The 18,016-nt window shown below is 36.0% G+C and carries 21 protein-coding genes; 16 read left to right on the top strand and 5 right to left on the bottom strand.

Annotated elements, in window-relative coordinates:
• Window positions 1-5 precede the first annotated feature (5 nt).
• From BUC12_RS12095 to BUC12_RS12050, 10 genes are all read left to right on the top strand, one after another.
• Complete coding sequence (locus tag BUC12_RS12095) at window positions 6-647, top strand: 4Fe-4S binding protein (protein ID WP_062177909.1); 642 nt, start codon at window positions 6-8, stop codon at window positions 645-647.
• Between the two features lie 25 nt (window positions 648-672).
• Window positions 673-1,173: an NADH-quinone oxidoreductase subunit J family protein gene (locus tag BUC12_RS12090; RefSeq protein ID WP_062177913.1), complete on the top strand. Its 501-nt coding sequence runs from the start codon at window positions 673-675 to the stop codon at window positions 1,171-1,173.
• Between the two features lie 40 nt (window positions 1,174-1,213).
• Window positions 1,214-1,552, top strand: coding sequence for an NADH-quinone oxidoreductase subunit NuoK (gene nuoK, locus BUC12_RS12085; protein WP_062177916.1), 339 nt, complete (start codon window positions 1,214-1,216; stop codon window positions 1,550-1,552).
• A 78-nt stretch (window positions 1,553-1,630) separates the two neighbouring features.
• On the top strand, window positions 1,631-3,568 hold the full coding sequence (gene nuoL, locus BUC12_RS12080) for an NADH-quinone oxidoreductase subunit L (protein WP_062177919.1): 1,938 nt from the start codon (window positions 1,631-1,633) through the stop codon (window positions 3,566-3,568).
• A gap of 24 nt (window positions 3,569-3,592) precedes the next feature.
• On the top strand, window positions 3,593-5,062 hold the full coding sequence (locus BUC12_RS12075; RefSeq protein WP_062177922.1) for a complex I subunit 4 family protein: 1,470 nt from the start codon (window positions 3,593-3,595) through the stop codon (window positions 5,060-5,062).
• Window positions 5,063-5,074: 12 nt separating this feature from the next.
• Complete coding sequence (locus BUC12_RS12070) at window positions 5,075-5,677, top strand: hypothetical protein (RefSeq protein ID WP_062177925.1); 603 nt, start codon at window positions 5,075-5,077, stop codon at window positions 5,675-5,677.
• 93 nt (window positions 5,678-5,770) lie between these two features.
• Entirely contained in the window at window positions 5,771-7,204 is a 1,434-nt protein-coding gene (locus BUC12_RS12065) for an NADH-quinone oxidoreductase subunit N (protein WP_062177928.1), read from the top strand.
• Window positions 7,205-7,352: 148 nt separating this feature from the next.
• The gene (locus BUC12_RS12060) at window positions 7,353-8,069 is read left to right on the top strand and encodes a MotA/TolQ/ExbB proton channel family protein (RefSeq protein ID WP_236689375.1); all 717 of its coding nucleotides are present in this window, start codon (window positions 7,353-7,355) and stop codon (window positions 8,067-8,069) included.
• 7 nt (window positions 8,070-8,076) lie between these two features.
• A complete protein-coding gene (locus BUC12_RS12055) occupies window positions 8,077-8,487 on the top strand; it encodes an ExbD/TolR family protein (protein ID WP_062177931.1) in 411 nt (136 codons plus the stop codon).
• Window positions 8,488-8,612: 125 nt separating this feature from the next.
• Complete coding sequence (locus tag BUC12_RS12050; protein ID WP_070808567.1) at window positions 8,613-11,303, top strand: outer membrane beta-barrel protein; 2,691 nt, start codon at window positions 8,613-8,615, stop codon at window positions 11,301-11,303.
• Window positions 11,304-11,488: 185 nt separating this feature from the next.
• Here BUC12_RS12050 and BUC12_RS12045 read toward each other — a convergent pair whose 3' ends face one another.
• Window positions 11,489-11,968 carry a hypothetical protein gene (locus tag BUC12_RS12045; RefSeq protein ID WP_062177938.1) on the bottom strand — a complete coding sequence of 160 codons (480 nt, stop codon included), beginning with the start codon at window positions 11,966-11,968 and terminating at the stop codon, window positions 11,489-11,491.
• A gap of 7 nt (window positions 11,969-11,975) precedes the next feature.
• A complete protein-coding gene (locus BUC12_RS12040; RefSeq protein WP_236689376.1) occupies window positions 11,976-12,224 on the bottom strand; it encodes a hypothetical protein in 249 nt (82 codons plus the stop codon).
• Between the two features lie 117 nt (window positions 12,225-12,341).
• Here BUC12_RS12040 and BUC12_RS12035 point away from each other — a divergent pair, with 117 nt between their 5' ends.
• Window positions 12,342-13,043 carry a toll/interleukin-1 receptor domain-containing protein gene (locus BUC12_RS12035; RefSeq protein ID WP_062177941.1) on the top strand — a complete coding sequence of 234 codons (702 nt, stop codon included), beginning with the start codon at window positions 12,342-12,344 and terminating at the stop codon, window positions 13,041-13,043.
• The gene (locus tag BUC12_RS12030; protein WP_062177944.1) at window positions 13,036-13,476 is read left to right on the top strand and encodes a hypothetical protein; all 441 of its coding nucleotides are present in this window, start codon (window positions 13,036-13,038) and stop codon (window positions 13,474-13,476) included. Before BUC12_RS12035 ends, BUC12_RS12030 begins: the two co-directional genes overlap by 8 nt.
• On the opposite strand, the gene BUC12_RS12025 is transcribed toward BUC12_RS12030, so the two are convergent.
• A complete protein-coding gene (locus BUC12_RS12025) occupies window positions 13,473-14,150 on the bottom strand; it encodes a recombinase family protein (protein ID WP_062177947.1) in 678 nt (225 codons plus the stop codon). The two genes, BUC12_RS12030 and BUC12_RS12025, sit on opposite strands and share 4 nt — an antisense overlap.
• 321 nt (window positions 14,151-14,471) lie before the next feature.
• On the opposite strand from BUC12_RS12025, the gene BUC12_RS12020 reads away from it, so the two are divergent.
• The 3 genes from BUC12_RS12020 to BUC12_RS12010 are packed head-to-tail and all read left to right on the top strand — an operon-like array spanning window position 14,472 to window position 15,676.
• Window positions 14,472-14,651 carry a hypothetical protein gene (locus tag BUC12_RS12020; protein ID WP_062177950.1) on the top strand — a complete coding sequence of 60 codons (180 nt, stop codon included), beginning with the start codon at window positions 14,472-14,474 and terminating at the stop codon, window positions 14,649-14,651.
• Window positions 14,648-15,115, top strand: coding sequence for an outer membrane beta-barrel protein (locus BUC12_RS12015; protein ID WP_062177953.1), 468 nt, complete (start codon window positions 14,648-14,650; stop codon window positions 15,113-15,115). The genes BUC12_RS12020 and BUC12_RS12015 overlap by 4 nt, the downstream gene beginning before the upstream one ends.
• A 27-nt stretch (window positions 15,116-15,142) precedes the next feature.
• Window positions 15,143-15,676 (top strand): hypothetical protein, encoded by a 534-nt coding sequence (locus BUC12_RS12010; RefSeq protein WP_062177958.1) that lies wholly within the window; start codon window positions 15,143-15,145, stop codon window positions 15,674-15,676.
• A gap of 196 nt (window positions 15,677-15,872) precedes the next feature.
• Here the strand turns inward: BUC12_RS12010 and BUC12_RS12005 are convergent, their stop codons facing one another.
• Window positions 15,873-16,895, bottom strand: a complete 1,023-nt coding sequence (locus tag BUC12_RS12005; protein ID WP_062177962.1) for a hypothetical protein — start codon at window positions 16,893-16,895, stop codon at window positions 15,873-15,875.
• A gap of 262 nt (window positions 16,896-17,157) precedes the next feature.
• Window positions 17,158-17,343, bottom strand: coding sequence for an NUMOD3 domain-containing DNA-binding protein (locus tag BUC12_RS12000; RefSeq protein ID WP_062177965.1), 186 nt, complete (start codon window positions 17,341-17,343; stop codon window positions 17,158-17,160).
• A gap of 353 nt (window positions 17,344-17,696) precedes the next feature.
• On the opposite strand from BUC12_RS12000, the gene BUC12_RS11995 reads away from it, so the two are divergent.
• Window positions 17,697-18,011, top strand: coding sequence for a helix-turn-helix domain-containing protein (locus BUC12_RS11995; RefSeq protein ID WP_139262054.1), 315 nt, complete (start codon window positions 17,697-17,699; stop codon window positions 18,009-18,011).
• Window positions 18,012-18,016 lie beyond the last annotated feature (5 nt).

The following is an 18,016-nucleotide window of genomic DNA, read 5'->3' as shown; positions in this document are numbered from 1 at the left end:
AGGAAATGAGTTCAGTTTCACAATATTTTAAAGGCTTATTTCAGGGCATAGGATCATTGCTTACGGGCATGACGGTGACTTGGAAAGAGCTGGTATCGAAGAAGGTAACCTCTCAATATCCCGAAAACAGGGATACGTTGGTTATATCTGACCGTTTTCGTTGCGAACTTGTAATGCCTCACGATGATAACAACGAGCACAATTGTACTGCTTGTGGTATCTGTCAGATAAACTGTCCGAATGGTACTATTGAGGTACGTTCAAGAATGATCGAGACCGAAGACGGTAAAAAGAAGAAAATTCTGGATGAGTATCACTACAATCTGGGTTTATGTACATTCTGTAACCTGTGCGTATTAACATGTCCTTCGGATGCGATTGTTTTCAGCAATAACTTCGAAGGTGCGATGTTTACCCGCAAAGGATTAGAGTTGACGTTAAATCGTCCGGGGTCTAAGCTGAAAGAAAAGAAGAAACCGGAGCCAAAACCTGCTGCTCCTAAGCCTGTAGCGGAAGCTCCTGCTGTAAAGCCTGAGCCGGCAGAGCCTGCTGTTGCAGTAGAGGCACCTGTTGTAGAGAAAAAAGAAGATAATGTAACAACTGCTCCGTCTACAGATGCCGGAACAGATAATGTGACTAAAGAATAAATAATCGAATACGTATAGATTGATTATGGCACAGCTCATTGTATTTTGCGTTTTAGCGTTAGTAATAGTCGGATGTTCTCTGATGGCTGTCACTTCGCGATTGATAATCCGCTCGGCAACTTATTTATTGTTTGTATTGTTGGCGACCGCCGGATTATACTTGATGATGGATTACCAGTTTCTGGCTGCAGTACAAGTTGCTGTTTATGCCGGAGGTGTGATGGTATTGTTCATCTTCTCTATTTTATTAACTAATCGTCCGGGTGAAGATGTACAATTCGAAAAACCGAAGAGGATGATTCTGGCTGCTGTTGCTGCTCTCGCAGGTTTAGGTATTTGCGGACATATAATTTACTATAATGTAAATCGTGTTTATGTTTATATGGAGTCGAACCTTGATATGACACAGTTAGGTACTGCTATGATGGGTACCGATAAGTACCAATACCTGTTACCTTTCGAGGCTATCAGTTTGTTGCTGCTGGCATGTATCATCGGAGGTATCATGATTGCCCGTAAACGTTGATTTTTCGAAAATAGAGTCAAAAGCTTAATAATAAAATAATATGAATGGATTTCTTGTAGAAACCTTTACTGTTCCGATGGAAGCATATCTTGCAGTAAGTACACTGATGTTTTTTATCGGAGTATACGGTTTTCTGTCTCGAAAAAATATGCTGATGGTATTAATGTCGATAGAGTTGATGTTGAATGCTGCCGACCTGAATTTTGTGATCTTTAACCGGTTTCTTTATCCGGGGCAGATGGAAGGCCTTTTCTTCGCATTGTTCGCTATTGCTATTGCCGCAGCCGAAACAGCTGTAGCTATTGCTATCATCATAACTATTTACCGCAATGTGAAGAGTGTGTATATAGATGAAAATATAACCACGATGAAACACTGATAAGGATTGTTTTTTCGGAATTAATAATCAAAAGGATACAAAATAATAAATAGGTCTGCGACCTTAAACGATATAGATATGCCTTATTCGTATACGTTATTAATAATTGTTCTACCTGCTGTCATGTTCTTGATATTAGGACTACTGGGGGGCAAAATGAAACCGATAGTTGCCGGGGTACTGGGCACTTCATCACTAGCTGTGATGACGGTGCTGGCATATATGACCGGGTATGAATATTTTTTCAAAGTTGGCAGAGGTGCTTCGGGTGCGTTCGAAAGTGTAATGCCTTATAATTTTGAATGGTTGAAGTTTACTGAGCATCTGCATATTGATCTCGGTATTATGCTCGACCCGATATCAGTAATGATGCTGGTTGTTATTACAACAGTTTCATTAATGGTGCATATATATAGTTTAGGCTATATGAAAGGAGAAAAAGGATTTCAGCGCTATTATGCGTTCTTATCTTTGTTTTCTTTTTCGATGTTGGGGCTGGTTGTAGCTACTAACATTTTCCAAATGTATATTTTCTGGGAATTAGTAGGAGTATCTTCTTTCTTACTGATCAGTTTTTACTATACTAAACCAAGTGCGGTTGCTGCTTCTAAGAAGGCATTTATTGTAACCCGCTTTGCCGACTTGTTTTTCCTTATCGGTATTTTGGTATTATCGTTCTATTCGGAAACATTCAGTTTTTCGGCTTTAACGAGTCTTGATGCTCCGTTCTTAGGTTCGGCATTAGGTGCTTCGTTCTTGGGAATATCAGCTTTGTCTTGGGCAATGATGTTTATCTTTATCGGGGGTGCCGGTAAATCGGCTATGATGCCGTTCCATATCTGGTTGCCCGATGCGATGGAAGGTCCTACACCTGCTTCGGCTCTTATCCATGCTGCAACAATGGTTGTTGCCGGTGTATTCCTGGTAGCACGTCTTTTCCCAATATATGTTTTCGGTACGCCCGAGGTTCTCACTATTATCGGATATATTGGTGCTATCACTTCGGTATATGCAGCAATAGTAGCTTGTGCCCAAACTGATATCAAACGCGTACTTGCATTCTCTACTATATCGCAGATTGCTTATATGATTACCTCTCTTGGAGTGTCATCCTATGGTGGACACGACGGATTGGGTTATATGGCTTCTATGTTCCACTTATTTACTCATGCTTTTTTCAAAGCGTTGCTGTTCTTGGGTGCAGGTGCTATAATCCATGCGGTACATAGTAATGAGATGGATGATATGGGTGGTCTTTGGAAAAAACTTCCTATTACACACATTACTTTCCTTATCGCATGTTTGGCGATTGCCGGAATCTGGCCTCTGTCAGGGTTCTGGAGTAAAGACGAAATCTTAGCTGCTGCCTTCCATCACGACAAGTTCTTGTTTGCTTGCTTATTCGTGGGTGCAGGCCTTACAGCTTTCTATATGTTCCGCTTATATTACAGAATATTCTGGAACGATACACAAAAACATTATCATCACGAACCGCATGAAGCCGGAGCTTCTATGACCATTCCGTTGATTATATTGGCGTTTTGTTCAATCTTCGCAGGATTTGTTCCATTCTCCGATTTAATCACAACCGATGGAAAACCATTCGAGGCTCATCTGGTAATGCCTATAGCTCTTGCCAGCATTGGTGTTGCGGTATTGGGTATAGCTGTGGCTACGGTGATGTATTATAAGAAAACAAGTATCCCCGACCAGTTTGTATCGAAAGTACAATGGTTGTATAAGGGAGCAGCCAATAGATTTTATTTCGATGAGATATGGTTATTCGTTACCCGCAAGATTATCTTCAATTGCATTTCTAAACCTGTTGCTTGGTTTGACCGCAATATCGTTGATGCGTTTATGGACGGACTTGCTTTTGTAACCAATAATGCATCGGATAAGATTAAAGGATTCCAGTCGGGACGTATTCAGCAATACGCACTTGCTTACCTTGTGGGAGCATTGGTATTTGTGGCGATATTCGCTTTCTGCCTGATCTGTTATATTTGTCAATAAGTTTAGCTTAAATATTATAGAACAATGAATATTCTTTCATTATTTGTATTGATACCGGTTTTAATGTTGATTGCATTTGTTTTTTGCAAGAACATACAACAAGTAAGATGGGTTGCGGTTCTGGGAACAGGTGCCGGACTTGTGCTGGCTGTGGCATTTCTCTTTATGTTTTTTGCGGCAAGAGAGGCTGACCCTACAAGTGCTATGTTGTTCAGATATGATTATGTATGGTTTAAACCATTGAACATCTATTACTCGATAGGTGTAGACGGTATCTCGGTACTGATGTTATTGCTTACGGCTATAATCATGTTTACCGGAACGTTTGCATCGTGGAATATGGATCCGTTACCTAAAGACTTCTTTATGTGGCTAACTCTGTTGGCTGTAGGTGTATATGGTTTCTTTATCTCGATAGATATGTTTACCATGTTCTTCTTCTATGAGATAGCATTGATACCGATGTACCTGCTTATCGGGCTTTGGGGAACGGGACGGAAAGAATATTCGGCGATGAAATTAACTTTGATGCTGATGGGTGGCTCGGCTTTCCTTTTTGTTGGAATTCTGGGGATCTATTTTAACTCGTCTACTGATGGTAATTTGACATTTAATATTTTAGATATTGCACAAAACGGTGCTATTCCGGTTGTTGCACAACGCTGGATATTCCCGATTACATTCTTAGGATTCGGTGTGTTGGGAGCTTTGTTCCCATTCCACACATGGTCTCCCGATGGTCACGCTTCAGCGCCTACGGCAGTATCTATGTTGCACGCCGGTGTATTGATGAAATTAGGGGGATACGGCTGTTTGCGTATTGCAATGCATTTACTACCTGAAGCTGCCGCCGAAATGTCTTGGATTTTCTTAATCCTTACCGGTATAAGTGTGGTTTACGGTGCGTTTGGGGCTATTGCTCAAACCGACCTGAAATACATTAATGCTTATTCGTCGGTAAGTCACTGTGGATTGGTATTGTTTGCTATCCTGATGATGAATAATACTGCTGTGACAGGTGCTGTAATGCAGATGTTGTCTCACGGTTTGATGACAGCCTTATTCTTCGCCCTTATCGGTATGATTTACGGAAGAACGCATACACGTGATATCCGTGAGTTAGGGGGGCTGATGAAGATTATGCCTTTCTTGTCGGTATGTTATGTAATCGCAGGTCTTGCATCTTTGGGTCTTCCCGGATTGAGTGGATTTGTTGCGGAAATGACGATATTTGTTGGGTCATTCCAACATACTGATATGTTCCATCGTGTACTGACTGTTATGGCTTGTGCTTCTATTGTAATTACAGCCGTATATATACTGAAGGTCGTAGGGAAAATCCTTTACGGTCCTGTAATAAACGATCACCATCTGGAACTGACCGATGCCGTATGGTATGAGAAGATTGCAGTAGTGGGATTGGTGCTTAGTGTAGCCGGAGTAGGTTTGTTCCCCGGTTGGATTTCAGATATGATTTATGCTTGTTTACCTTAATATTGGCAAGTTATGAAAAAATTAAAATTATTCGTTTTGACTGCTTTTTTTGCAGTTGCAGGTTGGAGTTCGGCACAAAGCTTTTCATTGCCGGAGTTAATTGATTTGGCAGGCAGGGATCAATCCTATTTTAATACTGCGGTTTCATCCAAAGGTTATAATTTCTGGGGAGAATATGCCGGAGGTTTGTCTACCAACTATGTATATTCATATAACGGTAACTCGAAAGTATCGTATATCGTTCCCGATTTTGCCAGCGATATGAAATTGGCTGCTTGGGAGTTTTATTCTCCAAGTATTTACAATATGGTGAAAAAAGACTTGGCAAACGGTCAATATAAACTGGTAAGCCGCGAGTCGAGAGAAAAAGGTAAATACGAATCTTTGTTTTACTCTAAACCCGGTATTGATATTATATTGACTACAGATAAAACTATTGGTCAGTTTGGATCGTATATAGTTGCTGTTCGTCAGACAAATATGGCTAAGTATCAATATCAGTCTCCTGTGCCTCCTGCTCAGAATTATCCTTATCCAGTTAACAATAATAATTTGGATGATTATGATTCGGACAGAGCGAGGTATATTGATATGTCGAGATATCTTTATCGTTAAGGCATAAGAAAACTATTACTGAAATTAAAAAATACAGGGTTAGATTCCCTATAGGTCTGAGACCTTAAAGTTTTAAAATATAGATTTGAAAAGATGGATTTAAGCAATTATTTGTTGATGAAGCCTGAATTATCCCTTATCGGGGTATTTCTAATACTAATTTGTTACGATTTATTTGCTTCTGACAATGCAAAGAAGTATTACTTCCCGTTTGCATGCTTGCTGCTTTTAGCACATACCGTTTATTGTTTTTTCATAAACAAAGATACTGCCGAATCTTTTGGTGGTATGTATCTGACCGGGGCTGCTCAGCTGACAATGAAAAGTGTGTTGAATATCGGGGTAGTTTTAATTGTACTTCAGGCAAACGAATGGTTGTCTAAAGCTGAATCTATTATCAAACGGGGTGAGTTTTTCATGCTGACTATCTTAACCTTGTTGGGCATGTACCTGATGATATCTTCAGGAAACTTCCTTCTATTCTATATCGGGCTTGAAACTGCATCGTTGCCTTTGGCTGCTTTGGTTGCATTTGACAAATACAAGCATGATTCGGCAGAGGCGGGGGCTAAATATATCTTTAATGCGATATTCTCGTCGGCAGTGATGATCTTTGGGCTTTCGTTCTTATACGGAGCTTCCGGTACGTTGTACTTCGCAGATATCATTCAAAATATATATTCGACTCCGTTGATTATCATGGCGATGATTTTCTTCCTGTCGGGTTTGTTCTTCAAATTGTCTCTGGTGCCTTTCCACCTTTGGGCTCCCGATGTATATCAAGGTGCTCCGACAAACGTTACTTTATACTTATCGACTATATCTAAAGGGGCGGCCGTTTTTGCTCTTATGTTGATTATATATAAAGTGTTCCCGGCTTTAGAAGCTATTTGGCATCCGCTTATCTGGATTGTTATCCTGATCACGATCGTAGTAGGTAACTTGTTTGCCCTGCGCCAGAAAAACATGAAGAGATTCCTTGCCTTCTCATCTATATCTCAGGCAGGATATATTATGTTAGGTGTATTCAGTGGTTCTACGCTAGGTATGGCTGCTACTATATTCTATGTGTTTGTTTATGTATTCTCTAATCTTGCTGCCTTTGGGGTAATCACAAGCATTGAGAACAGGACAGGTAAGGTAAATATGAATGACTATAATGGTCTTTACTATACAAATCCTAAACTGGCATTGGTGATGATGATATCGATGTTCTCTTTGGGAGGTATTCCGCCTACAGCAGGATTCTTTAGTAAGCTGTTTGTCTTTATGTCTGCTATGGAGTCAGGTAATCCATGGAATACCGTCCTTGTATTCCTGGCATTGGTTAACACTGTGATATCATTGTTCTACTACTTGTTGGTCGTTAAGGCTATGTTCATCAAGAAAACAAATGATCCGATCGCGACATTGCAGACCGATGGTTATCTTAAGTTGTCATTAGTATTCTCTATGATAGGTATATTCTTTGTAGGAATGATTAGTTGTTTCTATGAATATATCAATTCGGTGAGCTTTGGTTTTTAAGAAATATTCCATTTTAAGATAGAACTTAATTCGATAAACATTGTTTGTATGTTTATCGAATTAGTTATTTTTAGCCTGTATTTATAATAACAAAGTTGTGTGTGTCTCTTTCTTGCAACTTATCTTTCATTTATAATAAATCCTTTTTATGATGAATTTATTTGTATTGCTTCAAGCTGTAACTTCCAATTTAGAACCTACTGCGACTGTAGCCCCTGAAAGTTATTTCAGTTTAATTATGAAAGGAGGATGGGTAATGATACCTATTGCTATCCTTTCAATCCTTTCTATTTATTATATTATCGAGCGTTGGATTACAATAAGTAAAGCCGGAAAGAAAGACTCAATCTGGCAGTCGCGTATTATCGAACTGATATCGGAAGGCAAAACAGACCGTGCTCTTAATTTTTGCTTCGAAAAACCATACGTTCTAGGCAAGGTGGTAGCTGCGGGATTGAAAGACGAAGTAGAGCCGATAGAAGATATTGAACAGAGTATGGAGATAGAGGCGAGACAACAGATCTCGAAGCTGGAGAATCATATGAACTATCTTGGTATTATAGCATCAATTGCTCCTATGTTAGGATTCTTGGGGACTATATTCGGGGTAATCACAATATTCTATAATATTTCTCAGACGGCGGATCTGGATATTGCTACAATTTCGGATGGATTATATCAAAAGATGATCTGTTCGGGAGCCGGGCTTCTGGTGGGTATCGTTGCTTATTCGGGCTACTATGTTTTAAATGGCCGTATCGACAAGATAACTTCTAATCTGGATAAAGATTCGAATGAGGCTCTTAGAGCCATTAAAAGCTATAAAAAAAATATAATGATCGATGTTCAATCGAGCGTAAATTGAGATTGGCATGAAAATAGAACGTAGAAAAAACAGAGCTGCCGAGGTATATACGGCTTCTTTAAATGATATCATGTTTTTCTTGTTATTATTTTTCCTCATTGTGTCTACAATGGTGACGCCGGCTGCTATACGGGTACTTTTACCAAACTCGTCGACGGCCGAAAAAGTGGCGACAAAGAAGAATATCACCCTTATTATTACTTCTGATTTGCAATATTATGTGAATGATAGTCCTGTAACATTTGAGGGATTAGAACCTGCTCTGATTGCTGCTATAGGAGAGAGACAAGAAGGTGATGATATAAATGTGCTTTTACAGGCTGACAAAATGTTAAACCTGCAGGATATAGTAAATGTAATTGATATAGGTAATAAGCTGCGTGTCAAGATGGTGCTTTTTACCGAAAAGAATAATTAAACGGTTATAGTTTCCATTCAGTAAAGGATATCATACTAGATATCCTTTTTTTTCGTTATATTCGAGAGACTGTTTCCCGAAAACGAGGCAGTTTATATAGATAAATAGTAAAGATCGTTTTTTTAGTGAGATACTTCTACTGTATATTTCTACTTTTTTGTTTATGTATAGGTTCTTATGCTCAAACCGTAACAGGTACACTCCATAGCAGTTTGAAGAATGAGCCGGTTTCTTATGCCTCTATCCGTCTGCTTAGTGCCAATGATAGTACTTATGTTATGGGAGCCCTTACTCGTGACGAGGGAGAGTTTACACTACATCCGAAGAGGGGAAGTTATATATTGGATATTTCGAGCTTGGGTTACGATCGATCTACATTTTCATTAGAGGTCAGTGATAAATCAGATATAGATCTGGGGATTATTTTATTGAAAGAAGCTGAGAATGTATTAGGGGAGGCTGTTGTGACGGCTTCTGTTCCGGATATTATAGTAAAAGGCGATACTATAGAATATAATGCAGATGCATATCGGGTAGGAGAGGACGCTCTGTTGCAGGATCTTGTGAGAAGAATGCCCGGGATAGAAGTAAGCTCGGACGGAAAGCTTATGGCAAACGGAAAGATCATTTCTAAAATATTGATTGACGGAAAGGAGTTTTTCGACAATGATATTGACCTTGCATTGAGAAACTTACCGGCATCAATGGTCAATAAACTGCAGTTGTTTAAAGACCAATCGGAGATGTCTAAACTTACCGGTTTTAAAGATAGTAATGCGGAGCAGGTTTTAAACCTGACGGTAAAAGAGGGGATGAAAAAGTCGGTATTCGGGAATGCCCGCGTAGGTTATGGTACTGATGACCGGTATAGCAATAAGGTTAATGCCAATTATATGGAAGACGATAACCAGTTTGCATTAATCGGTAATATGAATAATGTAACCGATAATTTCGAATATAGCGGAGTTTCCAGTCAGTATGATGGGATAACCAAAGAACGAAATCTGAGTACCAATATCAATATTCAGAGAAACGATAAAATATCGGTTGGGGGAAATATCCGCTACGAAGACAATGACAACCTTTTTAAGATGGATAGTGATACCGAAACGTTTATCGAAGATGGTAACCGTATGAGTACACAATCGTCATCTTCTAACAACAGGAAAAGAAACCTGATATATTCTATGCATTCTAAATGGACCCCCGACTCACTTACCACTGTTTATACCCGTATGAGTATTAATACAGGTACAAGTACAGATATAAGGAGAGGAGAGAGCCTGTCGTATATTGAGAATCAGAATGACACAACTTCGGGGTGGTCGGATTATGTGACTAAGGGTAATACTTATAGCCTGAACGGGTCACTGGTTATAGGCCGTAAATTGAATTCGAAAGGGCGTAATATCAGCTTAAGCCTTACCGGGGCTTTCAGGGGCTCGAAAGATAATGGAACGAATTATTCCACTACGGAATATCAGTCCTTGAATTCGACTAAGATAATAGATCAGGAATTAAGTATCAGGGGATCGGGTAATAACTGGGGTATATTGCTATCATATGTAGAGCCTCTAAGTAAACATCATTCATTATTGCTGTCTTACAATTACAGGCAGGATTATTCAGGACGGGATCGCCTTACTTATCGGAAGGACGGAGAGGGTGAGTATACTATAATTGATAAAGATTATACCCGTAATACATTATCGCGATATAACACACAGCGTTTCAATGTCGGATTTCAAGGGGTACACGAGAAATATGAATATTCGTTAGGGTTTAGTGTTGATCCTACTTATTCCAAAAATCGGTCGGCAGTTGGTGATTCCCTAATAGAAAAACAAAGCCAGAATGTTGTGAATTATTCTCCTACCCTTAAGTTTACTTACAGACCGAGCAGTAATGCAACTTTTGACTTTGATTATTATGGGTCGACCGAACATCCGACCTTACGGCAATTGTCGAAAGACACTATCATTATTGATGCTCTTTCGCGCACGTATGGTAATCCCGATCTTAAGCCGAGTTTCGATAATAATGTGAGTATGTATTATCAAATTTCAAATTATGAAAAGGGGGCTTTCTTTATGATAACCGCATCCGGTAACTATATTGTGAATAAGATTGTCGATTATACAATAATTGATCCTCAAGGAAATACCGAAAGTTCGTATCGTAATGTAAAAGGGAACTGGGGGATGAATGGAGGGATCATGTTTAATACGCCCTTACGGAACAAGAAGATTACGGTTGACAATAGTTCTTTTGCATATTTTGTCCGCAATATAGGATATTCCAATGGGGCAAAGAATATAACTTATAACCTGACTCTGAGCGAGTCTTTTTCTATTAATTATAAATCTGAGAATTTTAATCAGCGATTGCAAGCCAATGTTGCATTTAATATAACCCGGAACAACTTATCGAAGGAGGGTGATCTGGGTACTTCCAATCTGGGGATAAAGTCGTCGTCGATGATTAAATTTCCATGGGATATTACTCTCCAGAATGACATAAGCTATACATATAACCATGGTTATTCGGCGGCATTTAAAAACTCTGAATTACTATGGAATTTGGCTGTTTCGAAGCAGTTTATGAAAAAGAAGGCTGCCACTGTAAAATTACAGTGTTATGACCTGTTAGGTGATCGGAATAATCTTGTCCGTGTAGTCTCTGGTAATTATATATCCGATACTAAAACAAATATGATCGGACGGTATGTTTTGTTTAGCTTTAATTACCGCTTCAATTTTCTGAATGGAAAAACATCATCTGCCGAAACTCAGGCTCCTGAAGGTTACGGATATTGAAGCAAAGGAATTTTTACCAATAAAAAAGGATCGATTTATTGTCGATCCTTTTTGTATTAGTACTTGCCTTAATACTCGTCTTCGTTGAAGAATATATTTTGACAAATAATGCATTGATAATAAGAGGCTTGGTGTTTTTTAGGAGTTGTTTTAGTGAAACTTATTTCATTGTAAATCATATTAATTTATGGTCTATGTAGTAATTGAATATTTTCCCTATCAGTATCAAATAAATCATCCCACATTGTTTTGACATAAAAAGTTGATGGTGTTCCGTAAAAAGCCATGAATGATATTTCTGCATTATCATGTGGACTAAGCATTGCAAAAGGAAAAGGATTCTCAGTTATAGACAAAATGTCTTCTTCTGTATCTTCTTTGTCATCCAAGTATATCTTAACTCTAATATTTTTTGCGATAGAATTTCCTGAATTAAAGACCTTTATTGCATACGAGCCTTTATTCTTTTTTATAATATTTGCTTTAATAAGGGCTTTTTTCTTTTCTGTCTCAGCCTCTTGATGTGTTTTAAGCTGATATTCATTAATCAACACTTCTTGTGATTTAATTTTCTTATCATGATTAAAGTAAATAAATATTGCAAAGCCTAATGAAATTATAGATATGATAAATCCTATAATCCCCAAATAATCCACCGAATCCATATACCTATTATTTGAATTTCTTAAACATATCTTTAAATGCCTGTTCTATATCATCTCTAACCTCATGTTTAACATCATCAACAGTTTGATTTATTTTTCCTTGGTTATACTCTACCAATTCGTCATAACCGCCCAAATACTCCCTATCACAAGTGTTGCATTTAATATATGTTTTGTCATCATTGGATTCAAAATCTTGTCCTCCACAAGTTGCACATTCAAGTTGTACACTTCTATTGTAATTATCCTTCAGCATAAAATAGATTTGTTAGTTATTAAAATATAAAGATACATAAATACCAATTTCAATAACAAGGGTTTTATCTCTAAATATTTTACTATTAAGCACTATATTTGTAAAAATAAGTTTTCTATGTCTATATTATCAAAATCTCAATTACAGACCCTTGCTCTTGGTGTTGAAATTCAGTCCGAGTCAGGATATTCGAAAAAAATTATTGTTAAGAATAAAGCAGAAGCTAGAATATCAGTGTTTTTGTCACATAAACACACAGATAAAGATATTTTAGAAAGAGTTATAAAAATACTCCAAAGTTTGGGTGTTTCTGTATATGTAGATTGGCTTGATGATGATATGCCCAAACATACATCAACCATAACAGCCGAAAAAATAAAGAAAAAGATAATTGAAAACGATAAATTTCTTCTTGTTGCAACAGATGATGCAATTAATTCAAAATGGTGTAATTGGGAATTGGGTTTTGGTGATGCCCAAAAATTCGACAAACTGAATATTGCATTATTCCCTATTCGAGAGGATAATCGTGATTGGTCAGGAAGTGAGTATATGGGGTTATACCCTATTATCGAATTTGAGGATGGTTCAACAGACTATATTGCAAAAGAAAAGATTAATGGGGGTGGATATCTATATATACCTTATTTTGAAGGTTGTAATGAGCCTATATCGGGCAAAATTCCTGTTGGATATTATTTTACACTAAAAAAAGAATTATTCAAACAAATAGGTGAGTTTGAAGGCGATGAACCTGCGGAAGTAAAATTGAGTTTGAAAGATTGGTTGAACATGAAAATAGATAACGATAATGAATAATATATTGAACAATAAAGAAAATTCAGCAATTCAGAAACATATTGATATATTACAAAATATAATATCAAGAATGTCTTCTAATAGTGCGAGTTGTAAAACGTGGAGCTTTGGTTTGGTAGGTGCAATGTTGGCTTTGTTTATTGAGAGTGGAAAAGTTGATTGTCTTTGTATTGCTATAATCCCTTCATTATTGTTTTATATAGCCGACAGCTATTACGTTTCTTTGGAAAGAGATTTTAGAACGTTATATACCCAATTTGTCAGTTCAATTAATGATGAGTGTATAGACAATAAAAATATTTTTGTAATACAACTACCTTCATCATGGAAACATAGAATTATAGCATTGATTACCTCTATGTTTTCGTTTTCAACAGTAATATTTTATATGCCTCTTATAATAACTATTATAGTTATACAAATAGTTATTTAAGAAAATCTTTCATACAATCTCACAACCTGTGTCATTCCAAACATACAACCCCTCCGAGTTCTGAACCCGTTCTTATTCAGTGTCGTTGTTATCTCGTTCCATGTTTTGCCCGACTGGCGAAGCGAAACTACTAACAAGCCTGCCTTGCGGTTATTCTCATTATTCATAGCATTGTTTTGTCTGGTGGCTAAACTGTTGGTATATGCTTTTTCGAAATTGTTAGATAAATTTTCGGGCTTGCCTAACTTAATACCCTTCTTTTTCTTTTCAGCAAGGGCGACTGTTATACGTTCCGATATTCTTTCACGTTCACTCTGAGCAAAGGTTGAGAAAATTCCCAATGTCATGGTCGTTAGTTCGGGCATATCAACACACACGAAGTTTACTCCCGAATTTTTCAAACTGAAGATAAATTCAACGCTTCTGGACAGCCTATCCAACTTCGCTATTAAAAGAGTACTGTTGGTTTGTTTACATTCTGCAATCGCAGTATGTAATTGTTCTCTATTATCGTTTTTACCACTTTCAACTTCAACAAAAGAATTTACTATTATACCTTTCTGATTTTCTACATAATTTTCACAAATAGTTCTTTGTGCATCAAGACCTAATCCCGACTTACCTTGCTTTTTTGTAGACACTCTATAATAACAGATATATTTCTTTGCTTCCATTGGTTAAATATTTAATATACAACAAATATACTTATTATTTTTAATAATTATACATTTATTGAACATTAGTTTAGTAAATGTGTAATAATATTTTGAAATAGTTAAAATAATCATTTACTATTTTATTATTTTAGCAACTATCTGGACTAAAGAAGATTATGTATAATTTGTATTGACAAAAATTTGTAGGATTAATATATTTTGTTAATCTTTGTATCATAATCTAACCGAATAGCCAAAGCGTTGGTTGGTTAGAGGACATAATTAGATATCTAAGCGTTCAATATTATCCTTGAAAGAGAAATCTGGTAAATTTCAAATATGACAGAGGATGATGGGCATGACGCTCCACTTTCTATATATAATATAGGCGGTGGAGCTGTGCTTATTCTGTCATATGGGCTTACCAGAGCCTCTCTTTCAGATAAGTTGCAGTCTCCATCGCTTTTTGTATTTATGCTTATTTGGGGATTGATAAGCAAGCAAAATTTATTTACATGAAAAAACTTTTCATACCATTACTAATGGTATTTATGGTATCTGGTGGCATCCATGCTCAGGATACAAAAAACTCTTTACAGGCTAACCTCTTGTATGGCTCAAAGATTAAAACAGCAGGGTTCGGATTAGTCTTTAATCTAACGGGAAAGAAGCACGAATTTTCTCCATCTATCAATGCCTATCTTAAAAAAGATGGTGTAAGCCTCAAAGAAATCAATTTTGATTACCATAGGTTGTATGGCATTGGCAACAAGATAAAAGTATTTCCCATTATTGGCTTTGGTATTAATTCTTGGGATGGAAGCGGTGCTGAAAAGGAAACAAAGTTCGGAGTTAATTTAGGTCTTGGCGGTCGCTATGACATCAATGATAAATTCCATGCAGGATTTCAATACAAATACAGTGCTATGAGCCATTCAGGGTCTCAAAGTGTACCAATGCTAACAATCGGCTATAAACTTTAATTACAAACTTAATTTATATATAATATTATGGAAAAGAATAACTTAAAACATTCGATACTTTTAGCTCTATTACTAACATTTGGCTTTATATTCCCATCTTGTTCAAGTGATGATGAGGATGGAGGAGAAACAGGAGGACAATCGACTTTAACAGTAGATGGACAATCCGCAAAGATTGATGATTTAGAGGCTGAATATGACGATGGAATATTTTTCTTTTGGGTGAATGATGTTGCAACAACAGACAAACGTGTTTACATTCAGGCTGAATTTACAGCAAAAGAAAGTGTTAGTGCAGGGACAGATATTACATCTAAATTTGAAATTTTATTTCAAAGAAATGGCGGTAGAGAATGGTTTGTTGGTGAAGGGAAAAACAGTGGTAGTTCTATGCTTGGTGAAGGATACAATGCGTATAGGGCTGGAAATATTGTGGTCAAAGAAATTGATAGTAACAAGAAAACTATAACTATCGAATTTAAAGAAGTTCAATATTTTTCTAATCTGAAAAATACGATAACCATCAATGGAATATTAAAATTGAATTATAAAGTCATTTAAGAATCAATCTAACCTTTTTAGATTAACTTCATACAAAACGAAAATGTGTCAATAAATCAATTATAGATTATGTTGACACATTTTTATTTTCATACAAAATTCTATATCTGGGCATAAGATAATCCTTCAGAAGCGATACACGCCAAAATCAACGCAAATAGTACGTTTCAAAGCTAAAAATGATGGTCTGAGCGTGTCAAATTTGAGCTGGAATAGGTGCTTTTTCGCCTAATTTCACTCTAATTTCTGTCAATATTCCTCTGGAATTATACAATCTCTCGTTTCGTTGTTCTATAAGTGCTTTAATCTTCTTCATTCTTTCCGATAAGCCATTACGAGAATTGGAACTGTAAACATGCAGGTCTTTCATTTCCTGTTCTATTTTCTTGATGTCACCACTGTGTTTCTCAATTATGGCATCCATTGCGTAGGTTTCATAGTTAGCAATGTATTGCCTGTCTTCAATTTCTCCTATTCCAAAAATTTTATTAAACTGAACAAGTAAGGGGTTTTCCTTTGAATTGAACACTTTACTTATATGGGTGGTATCAATATTCAAAGCCTTACATATTTTCTTTGGTTTATCCAATTCCATTTCAAAACGTGTGACTCCATCAAAATAATCAATTACTTCATTCGGCTTGCTGAGAATTGAAAGAAAATCTACATTGTTTACAATCTCCTTTTCTTTATTGTACATAACAATGCTCTCTTTGCAGGATATTGATTTTACATCCTTTTTAAAGCGTATGCCGTCTTTTCGATAATGCTCCCATTGGTAACGCCTATAATCATTAACATTTGAATTAAGGCTATCTAATACATCATTTGTCAAAGGATATTTTATATCATTGGTTATATGAACTTTTGAGAAATAGCAATCATTTGCAATAGAATCAGCATCGAGGGTGCAAATATCAAGTTGGTTGATATTCTCTAAACATTGTTTGAATGTATCTTTTGTTATAAGTTTTGGATAATCATCTAATAATATTTTAGATGAAAATTCTAATGTTAGTGATTGAGAATTATCACTAATTCCAATATATAAATTATATGGAATCAATTTATCATCCTTAGAATTATAATATTTATTTATTAAATCTCCATTTGAATTATATTTGGAATTGAATTTAATAAGTGTGTCTTTTAAGTATTCTTTATTTGTTCTAATTTTTACTGTATCAAATTTTAAATGTTTATTTTCACAACTACTCATTTTTAATTAATATTAAACTTCTTATTTTTCAAGTAAACTTTACTAATGATTAGTAGTGTAGTTTACAGGCTACATTTTCCCCTTCTTGATAGAGAGAATGAAACTTCTTTCTAAAAAAATAAAATTTGAAATTGAATAATCAATAGTTAATGAAAAGTATTATTCATATAAAATAAAGATGTTGCCGTATCCGGCAACATCCAATTTAAATATTCAAAAATTTATAACTGCATTTGCGCGCGATCCCGCGCGCTTAAATAATTCATTTCTTATCAAATTCATTTTTAAATGGGACTTCTGACCAATACTTTTTCATGCTATCCGAAATTTTTTGTTTAGTTTCTTCATCTCTTGGTTTCCCATAGTTAGGATTTAACGAATTAGATTTGCTTAAACTCATTTTGTACTTAGTCATCTCATCCGCTTCTCTGTAAATTCTCTTATTCATACTTTCTCATTTTAATTTTTATTAAATTCTTACCTTCATATCATACAACTAAGTGTATATAAATAAATATTACAATATTTTTGAAAGTTCAATATAGATGACCTTTTTAAACATAATTTTTTTGAGAATTTATTTATTCACAACATAATCCCCTTATATATGAGGGGTGGGTCAATGGGGATAAAGTAGTTCAATAGATTTAAGGATGCCACAAATATGACATTTCAAATTTTGTTAAAGCCTCTTTTGTTTTTCAAAATAAAAAAAGGTATATTTGTTTTGGTTACTTCAATAATAGAAGTACAATGATTTTAAGTATAGCTTGGGATTGTGAAATTTCATGAAAAATAAAGTTGCTAAAATTCAGAATGATGAGCACCTTGATTGCAGTTCATAGCGATGAACTAAACGAATTGAAACAAGAGATAAAAGATTTAAAGAACTTATGTTCTACTCTAATCGAACACAATAAAAATAATATTGTAAAACCTTTTTACACCAATAAAGACCTTCCCGAACTTTTAGGGGTCGGTCAAAATTGGATAAAGAAGTATCGTGACGAGGGTTATTTACCCTATACTCAGGTTGGTGATAAATTTTTATACAGTTATGAGGATATAATGTACTTTTATCAAAAGAATCGTTTAGAAGCTTATGCTTATGACTAAAATAA

Source organism: Indolivaga macrotermitis (genome assembly GCF_900128985.1).
GTDB classification, from domain to species: domain Bacteria; phylum Bacteroidota; class Bacteroidia; order Bacteroidales; family Dysgonomonadaceae; genus Dysgonomonas_A; species Dysgonomonas_A macrotermitis.
Note: the sequence above shows the minus strand (reverse complement) of the source record. Positions and strands in the feature narration are given on the sequence as shown.